This window comes from Pseudoalteromonas sp. Z1A8, from assembly GCF_011378855.1.
Classification (GTDB): domain Bacteria; phylum Pseudomonadota; class Gammaproteobacteria; order Enterobacterales; family Alteromonadaceae; genus Pseudoalteromonas.
In genome coordinates this window covers 23,443-40,409 of the sequence record NZ_WTLB01000039.1, presented here as the reverse complement: position 1 = coordinate 40,409, position 16,967 = coordinate 23,443, and the positions used below count along the sequence as shown (strand labels likewise).

General features: G+C 35.6%; 15 protein-coding genes. All 15 read left to right on the top strand.

The genetic code is table 11. From position 1 onward, the window contains the following. The first annotated feature begins 269 nt into the window (after positions 1-269). On the top strand, positions 270-758 hold the full coding sequence (rfaH, locus tag GQR55_RS14745; protein WP_166421198.1) for a transcription/translation regulatory transformer protein RfaH: 489 nt from the start codon (positions 270-272) through the stop codon (positions 756-758). Between the two features lie 439 nt (positions 759-1,197). After that, positions 1,198-2,313 carry a polysaccharide export protein gene (locus GQR55_RS14740; RefSeq protein ID WP_166421197.1) on the top strand — a complete coding sequence of 372 codons (1,116 nt, stop codon included), beginning with the start codon at positions 1,198-1,200 and terminating at the stop codon, positions 2,311-2,313. 10 nt (positions 2,314-2,323) lie between these two features. Continuing rightward, positions 2,324-2,758 (top strand): low molecular weight protein-tyrosine-phosphatase, encoded by a 435-nt coding sequence (locus GQR55_RS14735; RefSeq protein WP_166421196.1) that lies wholly within the window; start codon positions 2,324-2,326, stop codon positions 2,756-2,758. Between the two features lie 15 nt (positions 2,759-2,773). Further along, on the top strand, positions 2,774-5,020 hold the full coding sequence (locus tag GQR55_RS14730) for a polysaccharide biosynthesis tyrosine autokinase (protein WP_166421195.1): 2,247 nt from the start codon (positions 2,774-2,776) through the stop codon (positions 5,018-5,020). 375 nt (positions 5,021-5,395) lie between these two features. Next, positions 5,396-6,676 carry a Vi polysaccharide biosynthesis UDP-N-acetylglucosamine C-6 dehydrogenase TviB gene (gene tviB, locus GQR55_RS14725; RefSeq protein ID WP_166421194.1) on the top strand — a complete coding sequence of 427 codons (1,281 nt, stop codon included), beginning with the start codon at positions 5,396-5,398 and terminating at the stop codon, positions 6,674-6,676. Positions 6,677-6,689: 13 nt separating this feature from the next. Next, positions 6,690-7,646: a Gfo/Idh/MocA family oxidoreductase gene (locus GQR55_RS14720; protein WP_166421193.1), complete on the top strand. Its 957-nt coding sequence runs from the start codon at positions 6,690-6,692 to the stop codon at positions 7,644-7,646. A 2-nt stretch (positions 7,647-7,648) separates the two neighbouring features. Then, a complete protein-coding gene (locus tag GQR55_RS14715; protein WP_166421192.1) occupies positions 7,649-8,224 on the top strand; it encodes an acyltransferase in 576 nt (191 codons plus the stop codon). 146 nt (positions 8,225-8,370) lie between these two features. After that, on the top strand, positions 8,371-9,453 hold the full coding sequence (locus tag GQR55_RS14710) for a DegT/DnrJ/EryC1/StrS family aminotransferase (protein WP_166421199.1): 1,083 nt from the start codon (positions 8,371-8,373) through the stop codon (positions 9,451-9,453). Positions 9,454-9,488: 35 nt separating this feature from the next. Further along, positions 9,489-10,769 (top strand): oligosaccharide flippase family protein, encoded by a 1,281-nt coding sequence (locus GQR55_RS14705; RefSeq protein WP_166421191.1) that lies wholly within the window; start codon positions 9,489-9,491, stop codon positions 10,767-10,769. A gap of 144 nt (positions 10,770-10,913) precedes the next feature. Then, entirely contained in the window at positions 10,914-12,263 is a 1,350-nt protein-coding gene (locus tag GQR55_RS14700) for a hypothetical protein (protein WP_166421190.1), read from the top strand. Further along, complete coding sequence (locus GQR55_RS14695) at positions 12,250-13,371, top strand: glycosyltransferase family 4 protein (protein ID WP_166421189.1); 1,122 nt, start codon at positions 12,250-12,252, stop codon at positions 13,369-13,371. The genes GQR55_RS14700 and GQR55_RS14695 overlap by 14 nt, the downstream gene beginning before the upstream one ends. 32 nt (positions 13,372-13,403) lie before the next feature. Then, positions 13,404-14,294, top strand: coding sequence for a glycosyltransferase family 2 protein (locus GQR55_RS14690; protein ID WP_166421188.1), 891 nt, complete (start codon positions 13,404-13,406; stop codon positions 14,292-14,294). Between the two features lies 1 nt (position 14,295). After that, positions 14,296-15,129 carry a glycosyltransferase gene (locus tag GQR55_RS14685; protein ID WP_166421187.1) on the top strand — a complete coding sequence of 278 codons (834 nt, stop codon included), beginning with the start codon at positions 14,296-14,298 and terminating at the stop codon, positions 15,127-15,129. A gap of 3 nt (positions 15,130-15,132) precedes the next feature. After that, positions 15,133-16,065, top strand: a complete 933-nt coding sequence (locus GQR55_RS14680) for an NAD-dependent epimerase/dehydratase family protein (RefSeq protein WP_166421186.1) — start codon at positions 15,133-15,135, stop codon at positions 16,063-16,065. Positions 16,066-16,080: 15 nt separating this feature from the next. Beyond that, complete coding sequence (locus GQR55_RS14675; protein ID WP_166421185.1) at positions 16,081-16,629, top strand: sugar transferase; 549 nt, start codon at positions 16,081-16,083, stop codon at positions 16,627-16,629. Positions 16,630-16,967 lie beyond the last annotated feature (338 nt).

Below are 16,967 nucleotides of genomic sequence, written 5' to 3'. Positions count from 1 at the left end.
GAAAAAAGAAGCAGCCTAGCATTCAAAAGCTAGACTGTAGAAGCCCATTGATCGACACGTAGTGGCGTCGATGGGTAGTTCACAAAATGCTTACGAACTTTCTATCATTCAATTTTTGTCAAGTGTTTTAGGGCAATACAAAACACCATTTTTGTACTAAATGCTCTTTACACGGCAGCTAGTGAGTCCGTATAATACGCCACACATTTGACTCAGTGTTGTGTTATTTGTGTTTAAATTGTGTTTAAAAGATTCGCTGAAGGATTAGCATGAAAAAATGGTATTTAGTATTTTGCAAGCCTCGGCAAGAAGAACGAGCTAAAACAAACTTATTTAATCAAGGAATTGAAGCTTTTTACCCAAAATTAACCACCGAAACATTGGTTAGAGGTCGTAGGGTCGTCAAAAGCGCTGCTTTATTTCCAAACTACTTATTTGTTTGCCTAGATTCACAAAATGATAATTTTTCTTTTGTGAAAAATACACGCGGAATCAGTGGGTTTGTGTCTTATGGTGCAATATATCAGGTAGCTTCGGTAAAATTAATAAATATTTTAAAGACCAATTGTTCTCATACCAGCGAATCAAACATGCCAAAAGCAGGTGATGTAGTAAATATAAATAACAACTCATTTAACAGTATAGACGCCATATATAAAGAACCCGATGGTGACATGCGCAGTATTTTGTTAGTTAACTTACTTAATACACAAATAGAAATGAGCGTAGACAACAAAGAAATAAAAATAAAAAGTTAAACTGCTAAATAACAGTTAGCACAACATTAGCACAATCAAATTTGATATACGTAAGGTTACACCTTACCTAAAAGAGCATTAAAGCATAAAACCAGTACGTAGGAACTGCAACCTAGGGGCGGTAGCGTGCCTAAAACACTTGTAAACGCGCAGCTTGCCGGCGTGACGAGCAAAGCTCGTAATTTCTGCTTTTGAGTGTTTACTCACTTACTCGCATTAATTTTTTATGTAAAATATTTTAATTACATTTTTTATAAATATCTTAATGAAAATACTGATATAATTTAAGTGTTAATTAAAGCTCAGTAACAAAGCTTTTACAAAGCAAAGCCTATTGCTTCACAATGGTGCACATGTTTCAATTAACCTGTTAAAATACAAGTGCTCACCAAGGTAGGTGAGTAAGTGCAATATTTAAAAATAATTTTGGGATTCTACAATGGCGTTGAGCTATAAATCACTCGTTACTTCACTCGCATTTTTATCTATAACTGGGTGTACTATTATACCAGGTAGCCATTTTGAGGGGATTGACTCTGGCGAGCAAACACAAAATCTTGACAACGATCTCGAAAAAGTAAACATACAAATTATTGACTCATCACTAATAAGCCAACAAAAATTAACGCGTAAAGCGGCTAAACCATTATTAAATGCTAAAGAGTTAGACGTTAATGGTTACGAATATAAACTAGGCGTAGGTGACGTACTCACAATAGGCGTATGGGACCACCCAGAGCTAACTATTCCTGCGGCTGTACAACGTACGGCAGAATTTGATGGTTTCCGTGTTCAAAAAAATGGCACAATCACTTATGCATACGCTCCAAATATTGCTGCTGCAGGCAAAACGGTAGGGCAAGTACGCGAAGAGCTAGTTAAGCGCCTTGCACGAGTAATCGAAGACCCACAGGTAGACATAAAAGTAGTTGGTTTTAAAAGCCAAAAAGCTTACGTTACAGGTGAAGTAAACCAACCTGGTGTTTACCCTGTAACCGAGATCCCGCTAACACTTATTGATGCACTTAATCAAGCAGGTGGCCTAACGGCTGCCGCAGACTGGCGTACAGTTACATTTACTCGCGGTAATAAAACTGAAGTAATACAGCTAGAAGACTTTTATGCACACGGTGATATTTCGCAAAATCGTTTATTACAAAATGGCGATATAGTGCATGTAAATCGTAACGATCAACAAAAAGTATTTGTACTGGGCGATGTAAAAAAAGCAGGCTCAGTTACATTAACGCGTTATGGTTTAAATTTAGCTGAAGCATTAAGCGATACCGGTGGCTTAAATGAAGCAACTGCAGACGCCAACGGCGTATTTGTACTTCGTAAACGTAATTACGAACAAACAGGTATTTTAGCCGATGTATACCAACTACATGCAAAAAGTATTGCAGCACTCGTGTTAGCTGAGCAGTTTGAACTGCAACCACACGACATAGTTTATGTAACATCTGCACCACTAGCGCGTTGGAACCGTGTAATAAGCTTATTACTGCCTTCTATTGCTACTGTTGATAGCCTTGACGATATAAGCACTAATTAAGGGTTACAAGATGTTTGATGCTGTATTAGTGGTTTGTGCAGGTAATATTTGCCGTAGCCCAACGGGTGAGTATGTTTTAAAGCAAAAGCTTGATGGTAAAAATGTTAAAGTATCGTCTGCGGGGTTAACAGCACTTGAAGGTAAACCAGCTGACGCGACAGCAAAAAAAATTGCTCAGTTACATGGTATAAATATGGATGCCCACCAAGGGCAGCAGCTTACATCGAGTTTGGTAGCACAAAACAGCGTAATACTCGTAATGGAGCAACGCCATTTAAACGACGTACACGCTCGCTACCCAGAAGCACGCGGCAAAACTTTTTTATTAGGTAAATGGATTAATAACACAGAAATACCTGATCCCTACCGCCAAAGCCAAGAGGCTTTTGAACACGTTTACACATTAATCGACAGCGCCTGCAGCGCTTGGCAAAAGTATTTATAAGGAATGGCTAATTTAATGAATACCCAGCCGGATAACAGTTCTAATAGCGCTAGTAATAACAAAAATACAGCACAACTAACACAAGAAATCGATTTAATGGCGCTATTTGGCGCATTGCTCGATCGTAAATATTTTATAGTCGCAATTACCGCATTATTTATGTTTATAGGTATTGTATATGCCGTACTAAGCACACCTGTTTACCAAGCAACCGCGATGATACAGGTTGAAGACGGGAGTACCTCTGTACCAGGCTTTGATGATATGGCCGGCATGTTCGAAAGCACATCGGCTGCAGTAACCGAAATAGAGCTACTTAAATCACGCAGCATAATTGGCGAAGCAGTTGACACGCTAAATCTTGATGTAACAGCCGAACCTAAATTATACCCATTTATTGGTAGCCGAGCATTTCGTAAATTTGCCCCAACTGAAAACGGTGAGCTAGCAGAGCCAAGCTTTGGTGCTAGCAGCTATGCATGGGGTGGCGAAAGCATAAATGTATTTAGATTTGACGTACCGCGTTCAGCAATTAATCAAACATTTACTCTTGTAGTGCAAGTTAACAATAGCCTTGCACTTTTAAATGCAGACGGCGAGAAAGTGTTAGTCGGTAAAGTAGGTGAAGAACTTACAAACGGTAAGTTTAGTTTAACTATTCGTACTTTAAACGCGCGGCCTGGCACAGAGTTTACAATTACCCGAAGAGACCGCCTTAATACTATTTTAGATTTGCAAACGGCTATTAGCGCAAGTGAAAAGGGTAAAGATTCAGGTATTATAAACCTTAGCTTACAAAGCACTAACCCAAACTACGCTGAAAAAGTACTCGACAAAGTAGCCGCTATTTATGTACGCCGTAATGTAGAGCGTAATAGCGCTGAAGCTCAAAAGTCACTCGAGTTTTTAGAAGTACAATTACCTGAAATTAAAAAACAACTTGAGTACGCAGAAGAGCGCTTTAATAACTATCAAATAAAGCGCCAGTCAATAAACATAACGCTCGAAACCCAGGGTGTGCTTGAACAAGTAGTAAAGCTCGAAACCAAACTACAAGAGCTAAATTTAAAACGCCTAGAACTTGGCCGTAAGTTTAAAAAAGACCACCCAACATACCAAGGTATTTTAGAACAAATAGAAGCGGTTGAAAGCCAAAAACAAGAGCTTGTTGGTGAGGTAGGCAACCTACCCGAAACCCAACAAGAGCTACTGCGTTTGAAGCGTGACGTAGAAGTAAGTAACCAAATTTACACACTACTACTAAGTAAAACACAAGAGCTTGATATAGTTCGCGCAGGTACGGTAGGTAACGTGCGTATTATTGACTTCGCTGAGGTAAATACGAGTAAGCCAGTAAAACCTAAAAAAGCATTAATTGTAGTAATGGCAACTATGTTAGGTGGAATGTTAGCTGTAGCTATAGTGCTAGTACAAAAAGCAATGCACAAAGGGGTGGAAGATCCAGCCGAAATTGAAGCGTTAGGCCTACCTGTTTATGCAAGTATCCCGCACTCAGATTACCAAGATAAACTAAGTGGCTTTGCCGAACGAGCTCGTAAAAGCAAAACAAATAAACCTAAAAGTATACTCGCGATCGATAACCCAGCCGACTTAGCAATAGAGGCACTGCGTAGCTTACGTACCAGCTTACACTTTGCGATGATGGAAGCAAAAAATAACATTATTGCAATATCGGGCCCAAGCCCAAGTGTGGGTAAATCGTTTGTGTCGGTTAACTTGGCAAGTGTACTTGCACAAAGCGGTAAAAAAGTACTAATTATAGATGCCGATATGCGTAAAGGCTATTTACAAACTCAGTTTAATTTAAAGTCGGATGATGGCTTAAGTGACTACCTATCTGGTCGTTTAAACTTAGAGCAAGTTACAAAAACAACTAAAGTTGATGGTCTAAGCGTTATTACACGTGGACAAATACCGCCAAATCCTTCAGAACTACTAATGAACAGCAACTTTAGCAAATTAGTTGAAGAAGTAAGCGCCGCTTACGACATTATAATTATAGATACCCCCCCAATTTTAGCTGTAACCGACCCCGTAATAGTTAGTGCACAAACAGGTACTACATTACTTGTTGCACGTTTTGGCCAAAACCATATACGTGAAATAGAACTAACCCGTAATCGCTTTGAGCAAAATGGCATAGACGTAAAAGGTGTGGTTTTTAACGGTGTTGTTAAAAAAGCCAGTAATGCTTATGGGTATTATGGTTACTATAATTACGAATATAAAAGCGATAAATAGTATCCAATATATTTAAGGGCCTATTGGGCACTTTTTATAAAAAGTACAAAAACAAGCAATTACAATGAGATAGTTAAAACTGACTGTCTCAATTTAGAAAAAAGTGTCTCAGTGGGATATTAAATCACTGAGGTACTAAATTGCAAAAATGCAATTTTTTATAAATATTTAAGCTCAATTAAACGACATTTTAGGGTGTTATTTTGGCTAAAAAATGGATAATACGCCCCTTAATAGAACGGAAATGGATTTAGGATTCTATGTATCACATGCTCACATTGAGCCTTGCCTTACGTGCCTAATCATAGAACCAACTTCAATATTTAATTTGATAAGAAGCTTGAAGCTTTATCACTAACCAAAGAGAGTACATATATGCACGATTCATTAACGGACCTAAAAATTGGCATTATAGGTTTGGGCTATGTTGGCCTTCCATTAGCAGTTGAATTTGGTAAAAAATATCCAGTATTAGGGTTCGACATAAATAAAAATCGTGTTGATGCATTACAAAATGGTCATGATGCAACCTTAGAAGTGAGCGATAGCGAGCTTGCTGATGTGAAAAACTTAACATTCTCTTGTGATAAGCAAGAACTCGCTGAATGTAATATTTATATTGTTACTGTACCCACTCCTATTGATGACGGTAATGCGCCAGATTTAACACCACTTCGTAAAGCATCTGAATTGCTTGGTGAGTTTGTGAAAAAGGGTGACGTTGTTATTTATGAATCAACAGTATACCCCGGTGCAACAGAAGAAGTTTGCTTACCTATTATTGAAAAAGTATCAGGACTTATATTCAATCAAGATTTTTTTGCAGGTTATTCACCAGAGCGAATTAATCCGGGCGACAAAGTAAATACATTAACAAAAATAATGAAAATCACTTCAGGATCTACTCCAGAAGTTGGTCAGTTTGTAAATAATTTATATGGTTCAATAATTACTGCTGGTACACACTTAGCAGGATCTATAAAAGTGGCAGAAGCTGCAAAAGTAATTGAAAATACCCAGCGAGATTTAAATATTGCTATTGTTAATGAGTTTGCAAAAATATTTAATCGATTAGGTATCGACACAGAAGAAGTTTTGAATGCAGCCGGTACAAAGTGGAATTTCCTCAAATTTAAGCCTGGCCTAGTTGGCGGACATTGTATAAGTGTTGATCCATACTATTTAACTCATAAAGCACAAGAGGTTGGTTACCGCCCAGAAGTAATTTTAGCCGGTCGTCGTATTAACGATGGTATGGGTGAGTATGTTGCCACTCAATTAGTTAAAAAAATATCAAGCCAAAAAATACATGTGGATGAAGCAAAAATACTCGTACTCGGCTTTACTTTTAAAGGTGATTGCCCAGACGTACGTAATACAAAAATTATCGATATTGTTAAAGAACTGAAAGATTTCAACATGAGTGTTGATGTGTACGACGGTTGGGCAAATCCTGCTGAAGTTGAGCATGAATATGGATTATCATTAATTCACTCTCTTAAAGAGAACTATTACGACGGTATCGTTTTAGCGGTTGATCACAGTGAGTTTAAAAACATGGGTGTTGAAGAAATTCGAAAGCTCGGTAAACAAAAACATGTACTTTACGATGTGAAGCACGTATTTGGCCCTAAAGATTCAGACATTAGATTGTAATAAAGGATTTAAAATGAAAAACTTCGCACTTATAGGCGCCTCTGGTTACATTGCGCCACGTCACTTAAAAGCAATTAAAGAGACAGGCCATAATCTGTTAGTCGCAATGGATATTAATGATTCTGTTGGGATTATGGATAGCCACTTCCCCGACGCCGAATTTTTTACCGAGTTTGAAGACTTTACTGCCTTTGTTGAAGATTGTGCGATGAAAGGCCAGAAGTTAGATTATATTGCCATTTGTAGCCCTAATTATTTACACGCTCCACACATGAAGTACGCCCTGAAAAATGGCATAGACGTAATCTGTGAAAAACCATTAGTTTTGCATTCAGAAGATATGGATATTTTAAAAGAATATGAAGCCAAGTATGGCGCAAGTGTAAATTCAATACTGCAATTAAGATTACATCCTTCAATTATCGCTTTAAAAGAAAAAGTAGCAGCTGCTCCTGCCGATAAAGTGTTTGATGTTGATCTAACGTATATGACATCTCGTGGTAAATGGTACATGAAATCGTGGAAAGGGTTTGACCATAAGTCTGGTGGTATAGCGACTAATATCGGTGTACATTTTTACGATATGCTGCATTTTATTTTTGGTGATCTTAAGCATAATGAAGTCCACTTTAGAGATGAAAAAACCTCTAGCGGCTACCTTGAGTATGAACGTGCGCGCGTTAAGTGGTTTTTATCTATTGACTCTAACAACCTGCCTGAAAATGCGGTTAAAGGTGAAAAACTTACCTATCGTAGTATTATTATTAATGACGGTTCTAATACTGAAGAGCTAGAGTTTTCAGGTGGTTTTACTGACTTACACACTCAGAGCTATCAAAATATTTTAGCTGGCAACGGTTTTGGTATTGATGAAAACCGTGTAGCAATTGAGACAGTCGAAAAAATCCGTGAGATGCCTTTAGCTCAAGCGGGTAGCAAAACCCATCCATTACTTTCAAAGGTATTATAACCATGAATTATCATGTGCATGAAAGCGCTATTGTTGATGACGGCGCAAAAATAGGCTCTGACACACGTGTTTGGCATTTTGTGCATGTGTGTAGTGGTGCGCAAATTGGTGAAGGTTGCTCGTTAGGGCAAAATGTATTTGTCGGTAATAAAGTGACAATCGGTAATAACGTTAAGATACAAAATAACGTATCAGTTTACGATAACGTGCATATTGAAGATGATGTGTTTTGTGGGCCAAGTATGGTATTTACCAATGTATATAACCCGCGCTCATTCATTGAGCGAAAAACAGAATACCGCGACACATTAGTAAAGAAAGGCGCAACACTGGGTGCTAATTGTACTATTGTGTGCGGTGTAACTATAGGTGAGTATTCATTAGTAGGTGCTGGTGCCGTTATAAATAAAAATGTACCAGCATTTGCATTGATGGTTGGTGTACCTGCCAAGCAAATCGGTTGGATAAGTAAATATGGCGAACAACTGAATTTACCATTAGCTGGCAATGCCAGTACCACGTGTGAACACACCGGTGAAGAATATGTTTTAGAAGGGAATGTGTTACTTATTAAGTGACACACTTTTTTAAACATTGCCAATTATTAATTGTAGCTTGGGCTTTAGCCCATATTAAGCCATTAAATCTTTAGTGTTCAATGCTATAATTTAATAAGCTTATACAAATCAGCAATATTCCCTAATTTAAAGAATTTAAAATGACGATACAATTTATAGATTTAGCTGCGCAATACCAGCACTTAAAAACAAAAATAGATGCGCGCATTAAAACAGTTTTAGACCACGGTCACTATATCATGGGGCCAGAAGTACAAGAGCTTGAAGATGAACTTGCTAAATATGTGGGTGTTAAACATGCCATTACCTGTGGAAATGGTACTGATGCACTTACACTTGCCATGATGGTACTTGATATTAAGCCAGGCGACGCTGTTTTCTGTCCCACTTTTACTTTTTTTGCAACGGCAGAAGTAATCGCGTTTGAAGGTGCGACGCCAGTGTTTGTTGATTCAGATGAAGCAACATTTAACATTTGTCCAATTGACCTAGAAAAACGTATTCAAGCAACCATTACGGAAGGTAAATTAATCCCTAAAGCAATTATAGCTGTTGATTTATTTGGCTTGCCCGCGAACTACCCCGAAATTCAAAAAATTGCAGATAAGTACAATCTAAAATTGGTTGAAGATGCAGCGCAAGGGTTTGGTGGTAGCATCGATGGAAAGCGTGCTGGTAGTTTTGGTGATATAGCCACAACCAGTTTTTTCCCAGCAAAGCCACTAGGTTGTTACGGTGATGGCGGCGCAATTTTCACAGATAATGACGAGTATGCTGAACTACTAAAATCCTACCGTGTCCACGGCAAAGGTAAAGATAAATACGATAATGTACGCATAGGCATGAACAGTCGTTTAGATACCATTCAAGCTGCAATACTACTTGAAAAGCTCGCTGAGTTTCCAACAGAGCTTATTAATCGCAATAAAGCGGCGGACAACTACGAGCAAGCTTTATCTGCTAAATTTCAAACACCACAAGTGCCAGAAGGTTATATAAGCTCATGGGCACAATACACACTGGTATCAACAAATCGTGATGCAGTAATGGCAAAGTACAAAGAAGAAGGCATACCCACCATGATTTATTATGGAACGTGTATGCATGAACAGACCGCGTTTAGTTATTTAGGTCATCATGTTGGAGATTTTTTAATTGCCGAAAAGTTGGCTAAGTCGGTATTTAGTTTACCAATGCATGGATATATTTCGGAGTATGAAAAGCTTTGACTTATTGTGTGCCATTAAAAAGTAAGTATTGTTAAATGATCATAAAGAAGCTGCGTGAACTAAGAGATATCAAATTTGTTCGAAGTATTGGTATTCTTGTTGGAGGTACTGCTTTTTCTCAATTATTAGCATTAATCGTTTTACCATTATTAACTCGTATTTATACACCTGAAGATTTTACTATTTTAGCTACTTATGCTTCTCTTTTGGCCATTTTAACATCCATTGCATGCTTAAGGTTTGAAATAGGTATACCAATACCCGAAGAAAATGAGTCTGCAATTTATCTTTTTTTCTTATCTATAATTAGCGTAATTATTATATCTTCACTTACATTTTTTATTGTAGCCATTGGTGCTAATTGGATTAATAGTGTTACAAATAATCTCCTTAATGGCTATTTGTGGTTGTTACCATTAGGTGCTTTTTTTAGTGGGTCTTATAATGCTCTACAATATTGGATGACAAGAGATAGAGCATTTTCATTAATAGCAAAGACTCGTGTAAAACAAGCACTTGCTAGCAGTTCTGTGCAGTTAGGGGCTGGGTGGGTTGGTATAATGCCACTTGGGTTATTGCTGGGCCACCTCTTAAGTTCCTGCGCTGGTATAATAAGCTTACTAAATGTATTTTTAAAAGAGTTTAAATCATTATCTTTTAAGTTTAAATTTTCAAAACTTATAGATACGCTTAAAACCTATGATCGTTTCCCGAAGTATTCGACATGGGAAGCTTTAACAAATAGTGCTGGTGCTCAGGTGCCTATACTTATTATTGCAACATATGCTTTAGGTCCTGAAGCTGGTTTTTTGATGCTTGCTATGCGTTTAATTTCAGCACCAATGACTCTAGTTGGTAGAGCCGTAGGTCAAGTCTATTTAGCTGAAGCTGCACAAAAATATCATAAAGGCGAATTGAGGTTATTTACAACGAAGACTATCGTTATGTTGGCTAAAGTAGGTTTTATTCCACTGTTACTCGCTTGTGTTACCGCGCCTACTCTTGTTCCGATAGTATTCGGTTCAGGGTGGGAGCGCACAGGTGTTTTAATTTCTTGGATGGCACCTTGGTTTTTTATACAATTTATCACATCTCCTGTTTCTATGTCATTACACATTACTAATAACCAACATGTCGCTATGATGCTCCAAATCTCAGGCGTTTTAATACGCTGCATATCTATATGGATTGCAGTTAATTTTTTTAATGAATTTGTAGGTGAAATCTATGCTATTTCAGGGTTTATCTTTTATCTGTTATATTTGGGTGTTGTGTTTTTTACTGTGAAGGATAACTCCAGAAGTAGAAATTTATAATTAAGACTTTTACTGAATGTTAATAATTTTTCCGTACTGTAGTTGTGATTTATATTTGAGTTTCGAAACTAATTACATGTACCTATTGTTTTGATTTTGAAATAGGTATTCGATTTACTGTATATCTTAGGTGTTCTAAATTAAATGCAAAAATCAAATTTTAAAATTAATGATAAATTGTTTTTTATTTTTTTATTTTTTCAAATATTTTCTTTATTATATTATTTTTCCGTAAACATAAAAAACATCGGCGAAGGTGCCATATTAAATCAGGTTTTAATAGGGTACTTTTTATGTTCATCTTTAATTTTTATCTATATTTTAATAAAAAGTCGCTTGTTTTTTAATTTCAATTCTTTCTGTTTGTTTGTTTTTCTTATCTGGTTGACATTTAAAATTGTTTTTGATAGGCAAGATCTAGTCTATTTAAAAGAACATTTACTTGGTACTGGCGGTGGGATATTCTTTTTTCTTGCCTTAGGGTTTTCTTTATCTTTTAGTTTTGCAGAGCTTTTAAGAAGAGCAAGTTCAAAACCTAAATTCGTAGTGAGTTTTCTTCTATTTCTTTTTATACTAATTATTGCTGCCTATGTAGATATATTTTCTGCATTGATAAGTCGAAAAATCGAAGATCGTTTTATTATTAGCGGTCTAAACAATATGTATCAAAGACCCGGTGACTTTTCAACAGTCTTATTTATTATTTTTACCTCTATAACTTTTATAATAAATTTAATCTGTTTTTATATTTTTAATTTCAGGGCTGTAAGGTTGGTTGTTAACTATATATATCTATTTATGGCTCTAATGGTTGCTTTTATAGCTCAAATTATGGGGTCAAATAACTCATTTGTTATGGTTGCCGGGATTTCATTTATATTTTATTTAGTTAAAGGTTTTTTATGTACACAACAGTTGAAAGAATCTTTTACTAAAGATAATAATATACCGTTTCATTTTCTAATCATAAGAAAGTTTTTTAAATCTTTAGCGAAATTTACTTTCTTTTCAGTGATTTTTGTAAGCCTTGTTATTGCTTTGAGCGGTTTTGATTATACTAAGTCTAGATTTTTTAGCAGTAATAATAAAAGCTCAATAGAATCGAGGGTTGAAATTGTCAGGAATAACTTTTTGATACAATTATCTGATTCGCCATTAATTGGAAATTACAATGTGGATGTAGAAACCACAGGAGAGGGAACTTATACTCATAGTGTACTACTATTTGCACTTACACATACTGGTATTATTGGATTTATCTTAATATTTACCCTTCTATTTGGAGTGCTTAAAGGGCTCATAAAGAAAGATACTAAGCTTTACATTAATCAGGTTTTTATATTAGAGAGGCCCTTGTGCATATTTTATTTTTTTATATTATTATATGTAATTTTAATAGCAAATTTAGCCACAGCTTTACTTTGGTCTGTTTTGTGGTTTTCTATAGGTTTTCTTACATTTACAATAAGGTTTAAAAATAGTGAAGATAGCTAATGTCGTCTTGAATGATTTTACCAATGATAGTCGGGTTTTAAAAACATCAAAAACTCTAGGGCAATCCGGCTTTGATGTTACAGTATTTGCAATGCATAATATCGAGCTTCCCATATTTGAAAAATTATCATACTTTAATGTTGAGCGTATTCAGCTAACAACACGATATTGGATGAAATTCAAAATAATTCAGGTATTAAAGTATCTTGAATTTTTGATTAGAGCTGCTTTTAAAGTAAGAGGATATGATTTTGTCCATTGTAATGATTTATCGGCTCTGCCAATTGGTGTCATTGTAAAGTTGATGAGTAAAAAAACAAAAGTTATCTATGACGCACATGAATATCAAACGGAAATGAATGGTATCCATGGAATTGAAAAGTTTATCATAAAAATCATGGAGAAGTTTTTAATAAAATTCACTGATGATGTTATCACCGTTAGTGATTCAATTTCTAATGCCTATGTATCATTATATGGTATTGAAAAACCCAGTTTGATTCTTAATTGCCCTAACTACAATCAGGTAAGTAAGCAGAACATATTCAGGGAACAGTTAGGTATCAGTAAAGAACAGACAATTTTTCTTTACCAAGGAGCCCTAAATACTGGTCGTGGTATTGAACTATTAATTGAAGCATTTAATTCATTAGAGGGGAGCTCTAACGTTCTTGTTATTATGGGTTATGGTCGGCTAGAGTCATTAGTAAAAAATGCAGTAGCCAAATCGAATAATATTTTCTTTTTTCCAGCCGTAACTCCTAACGTCCTCCTTGACCATACATCCTCTGCTGATTTTGGAATATCTTTTATAGAAGACTCATGTCTCAGCTATAGATATTGTTTACCAAATAAAATGTTCGAATACTTAATGGCGGGCTTACCTGTGGTAGTTTCTAATCTAGTGGAAATGAGGAGTTTTGTTAATGAAAATCATGTTGGAGTTGTTGCCGATAACAATACTGTATCGGGTTTTATTCATGCGATAAATGATATTATAAAGAATGACTACTTATCGATGGAAGCCAATGTGAAAAAGGCTCGTTCAATTTACTCTTGGGAAAATCAAGAAAGTGTATTGTTAAATGTTTATAATAAATACAAATGAAAATTTTATTTTATTAAACCTTAAGGTTTTACATGATTAAAATATCCGTTTTAATGCCAGTGTACAATGAATCTAAATTTGTTAAGGCCGCTGTTAACAGCTTACTATCTCAAAGTGGAAATTTATTCATTGAGATAATTATAGTAGATGATTTTTCTACTGATGATACATTTGATTTAATTAGTAAATTTTCTTTAAATTACGATTGCGTAAAAGTGTTTAGGAATACTTCTAAAGGAAAAAACAATGCTTTCAATTTAGCTTATGAGAAATCAACAGGTGATTATTTTATTTTATTTGCTGGAGATGACTTACTCCCACAAAACAGTGTCTCCTTAAGGCTCGAGCCCATTATAAATCATAAAGGTCCTGCAGTCTCACTTTGTAAATTAAAGATGTTTTCTGAGGAAAAAAAATACGATGGAATAGTTTTGCCAAAAGACCCGAATAAAGGAAATGTTTCGGGTGGTACAATGTTATTTAACATTGAGTTTTCTCGTTTAGTTTTTCCTTTGCCAAATCATTTGGCTAACGAAGATATGTGGATACTTTGCGGGTTAAAATATTTCGATGGTATTACTTGCTTTCATATCCCCATGATCGGCATAAATTATAGAATACATGAAAATAACTCAGTTTCTTTTATGGATAATTTCGATAAAAAAAATATTAATATGCATAAACGAAATATTGTTTATTCCTGTTTCTTAGAGAAATACAGACTTATACTGAATGATGAAAAAATAAGAGAGCTATCAAACTTGGCAGCAATTGAGTCATTAAGGTATCAGGGGAACTTTTTAAGCATAGTATTCATGAAAAACTTAAGTTTTACTGATAAAGCAAGGTGTTTAGTACATAGTTCTAAATTTTTGTATTTTGTTCGGACTGTTTTTTTTAAACTTTTTAGTGGGAGAGGTTGATATGTCTGGTTTTTTACCAGTTTCAGTATTGATGTCATTATATCATGCAGAATGCCCTCTTAATTTAGATAAGTCGATGAGTAGTTTATATACTCAAACTCAGCTGCCTCATGAAGTCTTACTTGTGATAGATGGACCTATAGGTGATAAACTAGAGCTAATAGTTACGAAATGGAAGGCTTTTTTACCGATAAAATGTCTCTACTTACCAGAAAATGTTGGGCTGTCCTCCGCATTAAATATTGGCCTTAACGAGTGTGAAAATGAATTAATTGCTAGGTTTGACACCGATGATGTATGTTTTCCAGAAAGATTTCACACTCAATCTCTATTTATGACAAATAATCCAACGATAGATATTTGCGGTGGTTTTGCAAAGTTTATAGATTCGAATGGTTCCGAGTATTCTCAGAGGACTTTGCCAACAGAGCATGAAAAAATAAAAAAATTAATTTGGGCGTGCCCTATGATACATCCATCAGTCATGTTTCGTAAAAGTAGTATACTAGGTATTGGAAGCTATTCTTTAAGCGCACCTTATAGACAAGACGATTACGAATTGTGGATAAGAGCTATAGATTCAGGCCTCATATTTCATAATTTACCAGAATACCTTATACAGTACAGATATAATATTGATGATTTTAAAAAGAATACGTTTAGCGTAGGTTGGAATCGTTTTAAAATAGGGCTCAAGCCTTGGTTTAGGTACGATAGAGGAGGGATAGCTTTCCTTGGCCTTCTTTACCCGCTGATAAGGGCTTCTTTACCGAATATTATTGCTGTTAAACTGAGTACTTTAGTTAGAAACTATGATCCAAGAGTAAAAGGTTAATTTATGTTACTAATAACTGGCTATTCTGGTTTTGTAGGTTCACTCCTAGTTCAGGTATTGAAAAATGAATATTCTCTTAATTTGTTAGGTCGCGAAGACTCGCAATTGGGAACTTTTTTTAAGCACGATATTGATGGTGTATCAAATTATTCGAGCGCTTTAAATATGGTGAATACAGTAATTCATATTGCTGCTCGAGTTCACGTAATGAATGAGAACTCAAAAAAATCTTTAGAACAATTCAGAGCAGTAAATACTGAGGGTACTTTAAATTTAGCGCGTCAAGCGGCCGCCGCAGGAGTCAAGCGCTTTATATTTGTAAGTTCAATAAAAGTTAATGGAGAATCGACTTCAGATGAAGATCCATTTACATCTGCTAACTTAGCTAAACCCGTTGATTCTTATGGTTTGTCTAAAGCTGAGGCAGAACTACTGTTACTGGAACTTGGTGCGAAAACTGGGATGGAAATTATTATCATAAGGCCACCACTTATCTACGGCCAAGGAGTAAAAGCAAATTTTGCATCCCTAATGGGATTAGTTGGAAAGGGCTTACCTTTGCCCTTTAGATCAATAAAACAAAACAGACGTAGTTTAGTCTCAGTTTATAATCTTATTGATTTAATAAAAGTATGTATTGGACACCCAAATGCCGCTAATCAGATATTTTTAGTCTCTGATGACTATGATTTATCAACAGCTGAAATGGTGGCATTAATGGCAAAAGTGCAAGGCAAGAAAAACCTAGCTTTTCCGATTCCTGTTTGGTGCTTTAAATTAGTAGGAAAGTTACTAAATAAAACGGAGGTGATAGATCGACTTACAGGTTCTCTCCAATTAGATATTACTCATACAAAAAATACTCTTAATTGGATACCACCATACTCAGTCGAGCATGGTTTTACACTTGCTGCTAAAAAGCCGTCAATAAAATAATTACTGGATTTATAGATGATACGTTTATTAGATTTTTTGTTTTCACTTTTTGGTTTGCTATTTGCTATGCCATTTTTAGTAGTTTTATATATTATAGGTTTGTTTGACACAGGTTCGCCGATATTCAAGCAAGAGCGTATTGGGCGAAATAAAAAACCATTCACATTAGTTAAGTTTAGAACTATGACTGTTGATACAGCATCGGTCGCAAGTCACTTAGCAAGTACAGCATCTATTACCTCATTTGGTGGGTTTTTACGTAAGACGAAGCTAGATGAAATTCCACAGTTGTGGAATGTTTTAAAAGGTGAAATGAGTTTAGTTGGCCCTCGACCAGGTTTGTTTAACCAAGAGGAGTTAACTCAAGCACGTGAAGCTAAAAATATTTTTGCAGTGCGCCCTGGGATTACTGGTTTAGCTCAAGTAAACGAGATTGATATGTCTACCCCTGAACTACTTGCTAAAACAGACCGTGAAATGATTGATACACTCACAATTAGTAATTATTTTAAATACATACTAATGACAATTACTGGCAGTGGTAGTGGAGATAGGGTTAAATAGCACATACTGTTTATAATGCTAGATTATGCCAATCGTATGGACTATTAGGCCTATTTTTTTCGCTATTTTAACACACTAATTTTTAACCTTTTTTCTTAAAAAGTGTCTCAGGGTGAGACAGTATTGAGACACTTTTTTCGTCACTTTTCCCGCCCCAATAGCCGTATTCCTTCTTCATTTCAATTAACTTAATTAAATGTGCATCCAAATTCCTTAGCAAATAGGGATTGCACATACTCATTAAATATTTGCATAATTAATTTCTTTTTTAACTACTTACAGTCGTCTATTCTTTGTTATAATCTGAGCTTACATTAATATAAAAATACAATATTGGA

Coding starts and splice junctions, on each gene's coding strand:
- rfaH (WP_166421198.1), top strand. CDS start 270: ATGAAAAAATGGTATTTAGTATTTTGCAAGCCTCGGCAAGAAGAACGA.
- GQR55_RS14740 (WP_166421197.1), top strand. CDS start 1,198: ATGGCGTTGAGCTATAAATCACTCGTTACTTCACTCGCATTTTTATCT.
- GQR55_RS14735 (WP_166421196.1), top strand. CDS start 2,324: ATGTTTGATGCTGTATTAGTGGTTTGTGCAGGTAATATTTGCCGTAGC.
- GQR55_RS14730 (WP_166421195.1), top strand. CDS start 2,774: ATGAATACCCAGCCGGATAACAGTTCTAATAGCGCTAGTAATAACAAA.
- tviB (WP_166421194.1), top strand. CDS start 5,396: ATGCACGATTCATTAACGGACCTAAAAATTGGCATTATAGGTTTGGGC.
- GQR55_RS14720 (WP_166421193.1), top strand. CDS start 6,690: ATGAAAAACTTCGCACTTATAGGCGCCTCTGGTTACATTGCGCCACGT.
- GQR55_RS14715 (WP_166421192.1), top strand. CDS start 7,649: ATGAATTATCATGTGCATGAAAGCGCTATTGTTGATGACGGCGCAAAA.
- GQR55_RS14705 (WP_166421191.1), top strand. CDS start 9,489: ATGATCATAAAGAAGCTGCGTGAACTAAGAGATATCAAATTTGTTCGA.
- GQR55_RS14700 (WP_166421190.1), top strand. CDS start 10,914: ATGCAAAAATCAAATTTTAAAATTAATGATAAATTGTTTTTTATTTTT.
- GQR55_RS14690 (WP_166421188.1), top strand. CDS start 13,404: ATGATTAAAATATCCGTTTTAATGCCAGTGTACAATGAATCTAAATTT.
- GQR55_RS14685 (WP_166421187.1), top strand. CDS start 14,296: ATGTCTGGTTTTTTACCAGTTTCAGTATTGATGTCATTATATCATGCA.
- GQR55_RS14680 (WP_166421186.1), top strand. CDS start 15,133: ATGTTACTAATAACTGGCTATTCTGGTTTTGTAGGTTCACTCCTAGTT.
- GQR55_RS14675 (WP_166421185.1), top strand. CDS start 16,081: ATGATACGTTTATTAGATTTTTTGTTTTCACTTTTTGGTTTGCTATTT.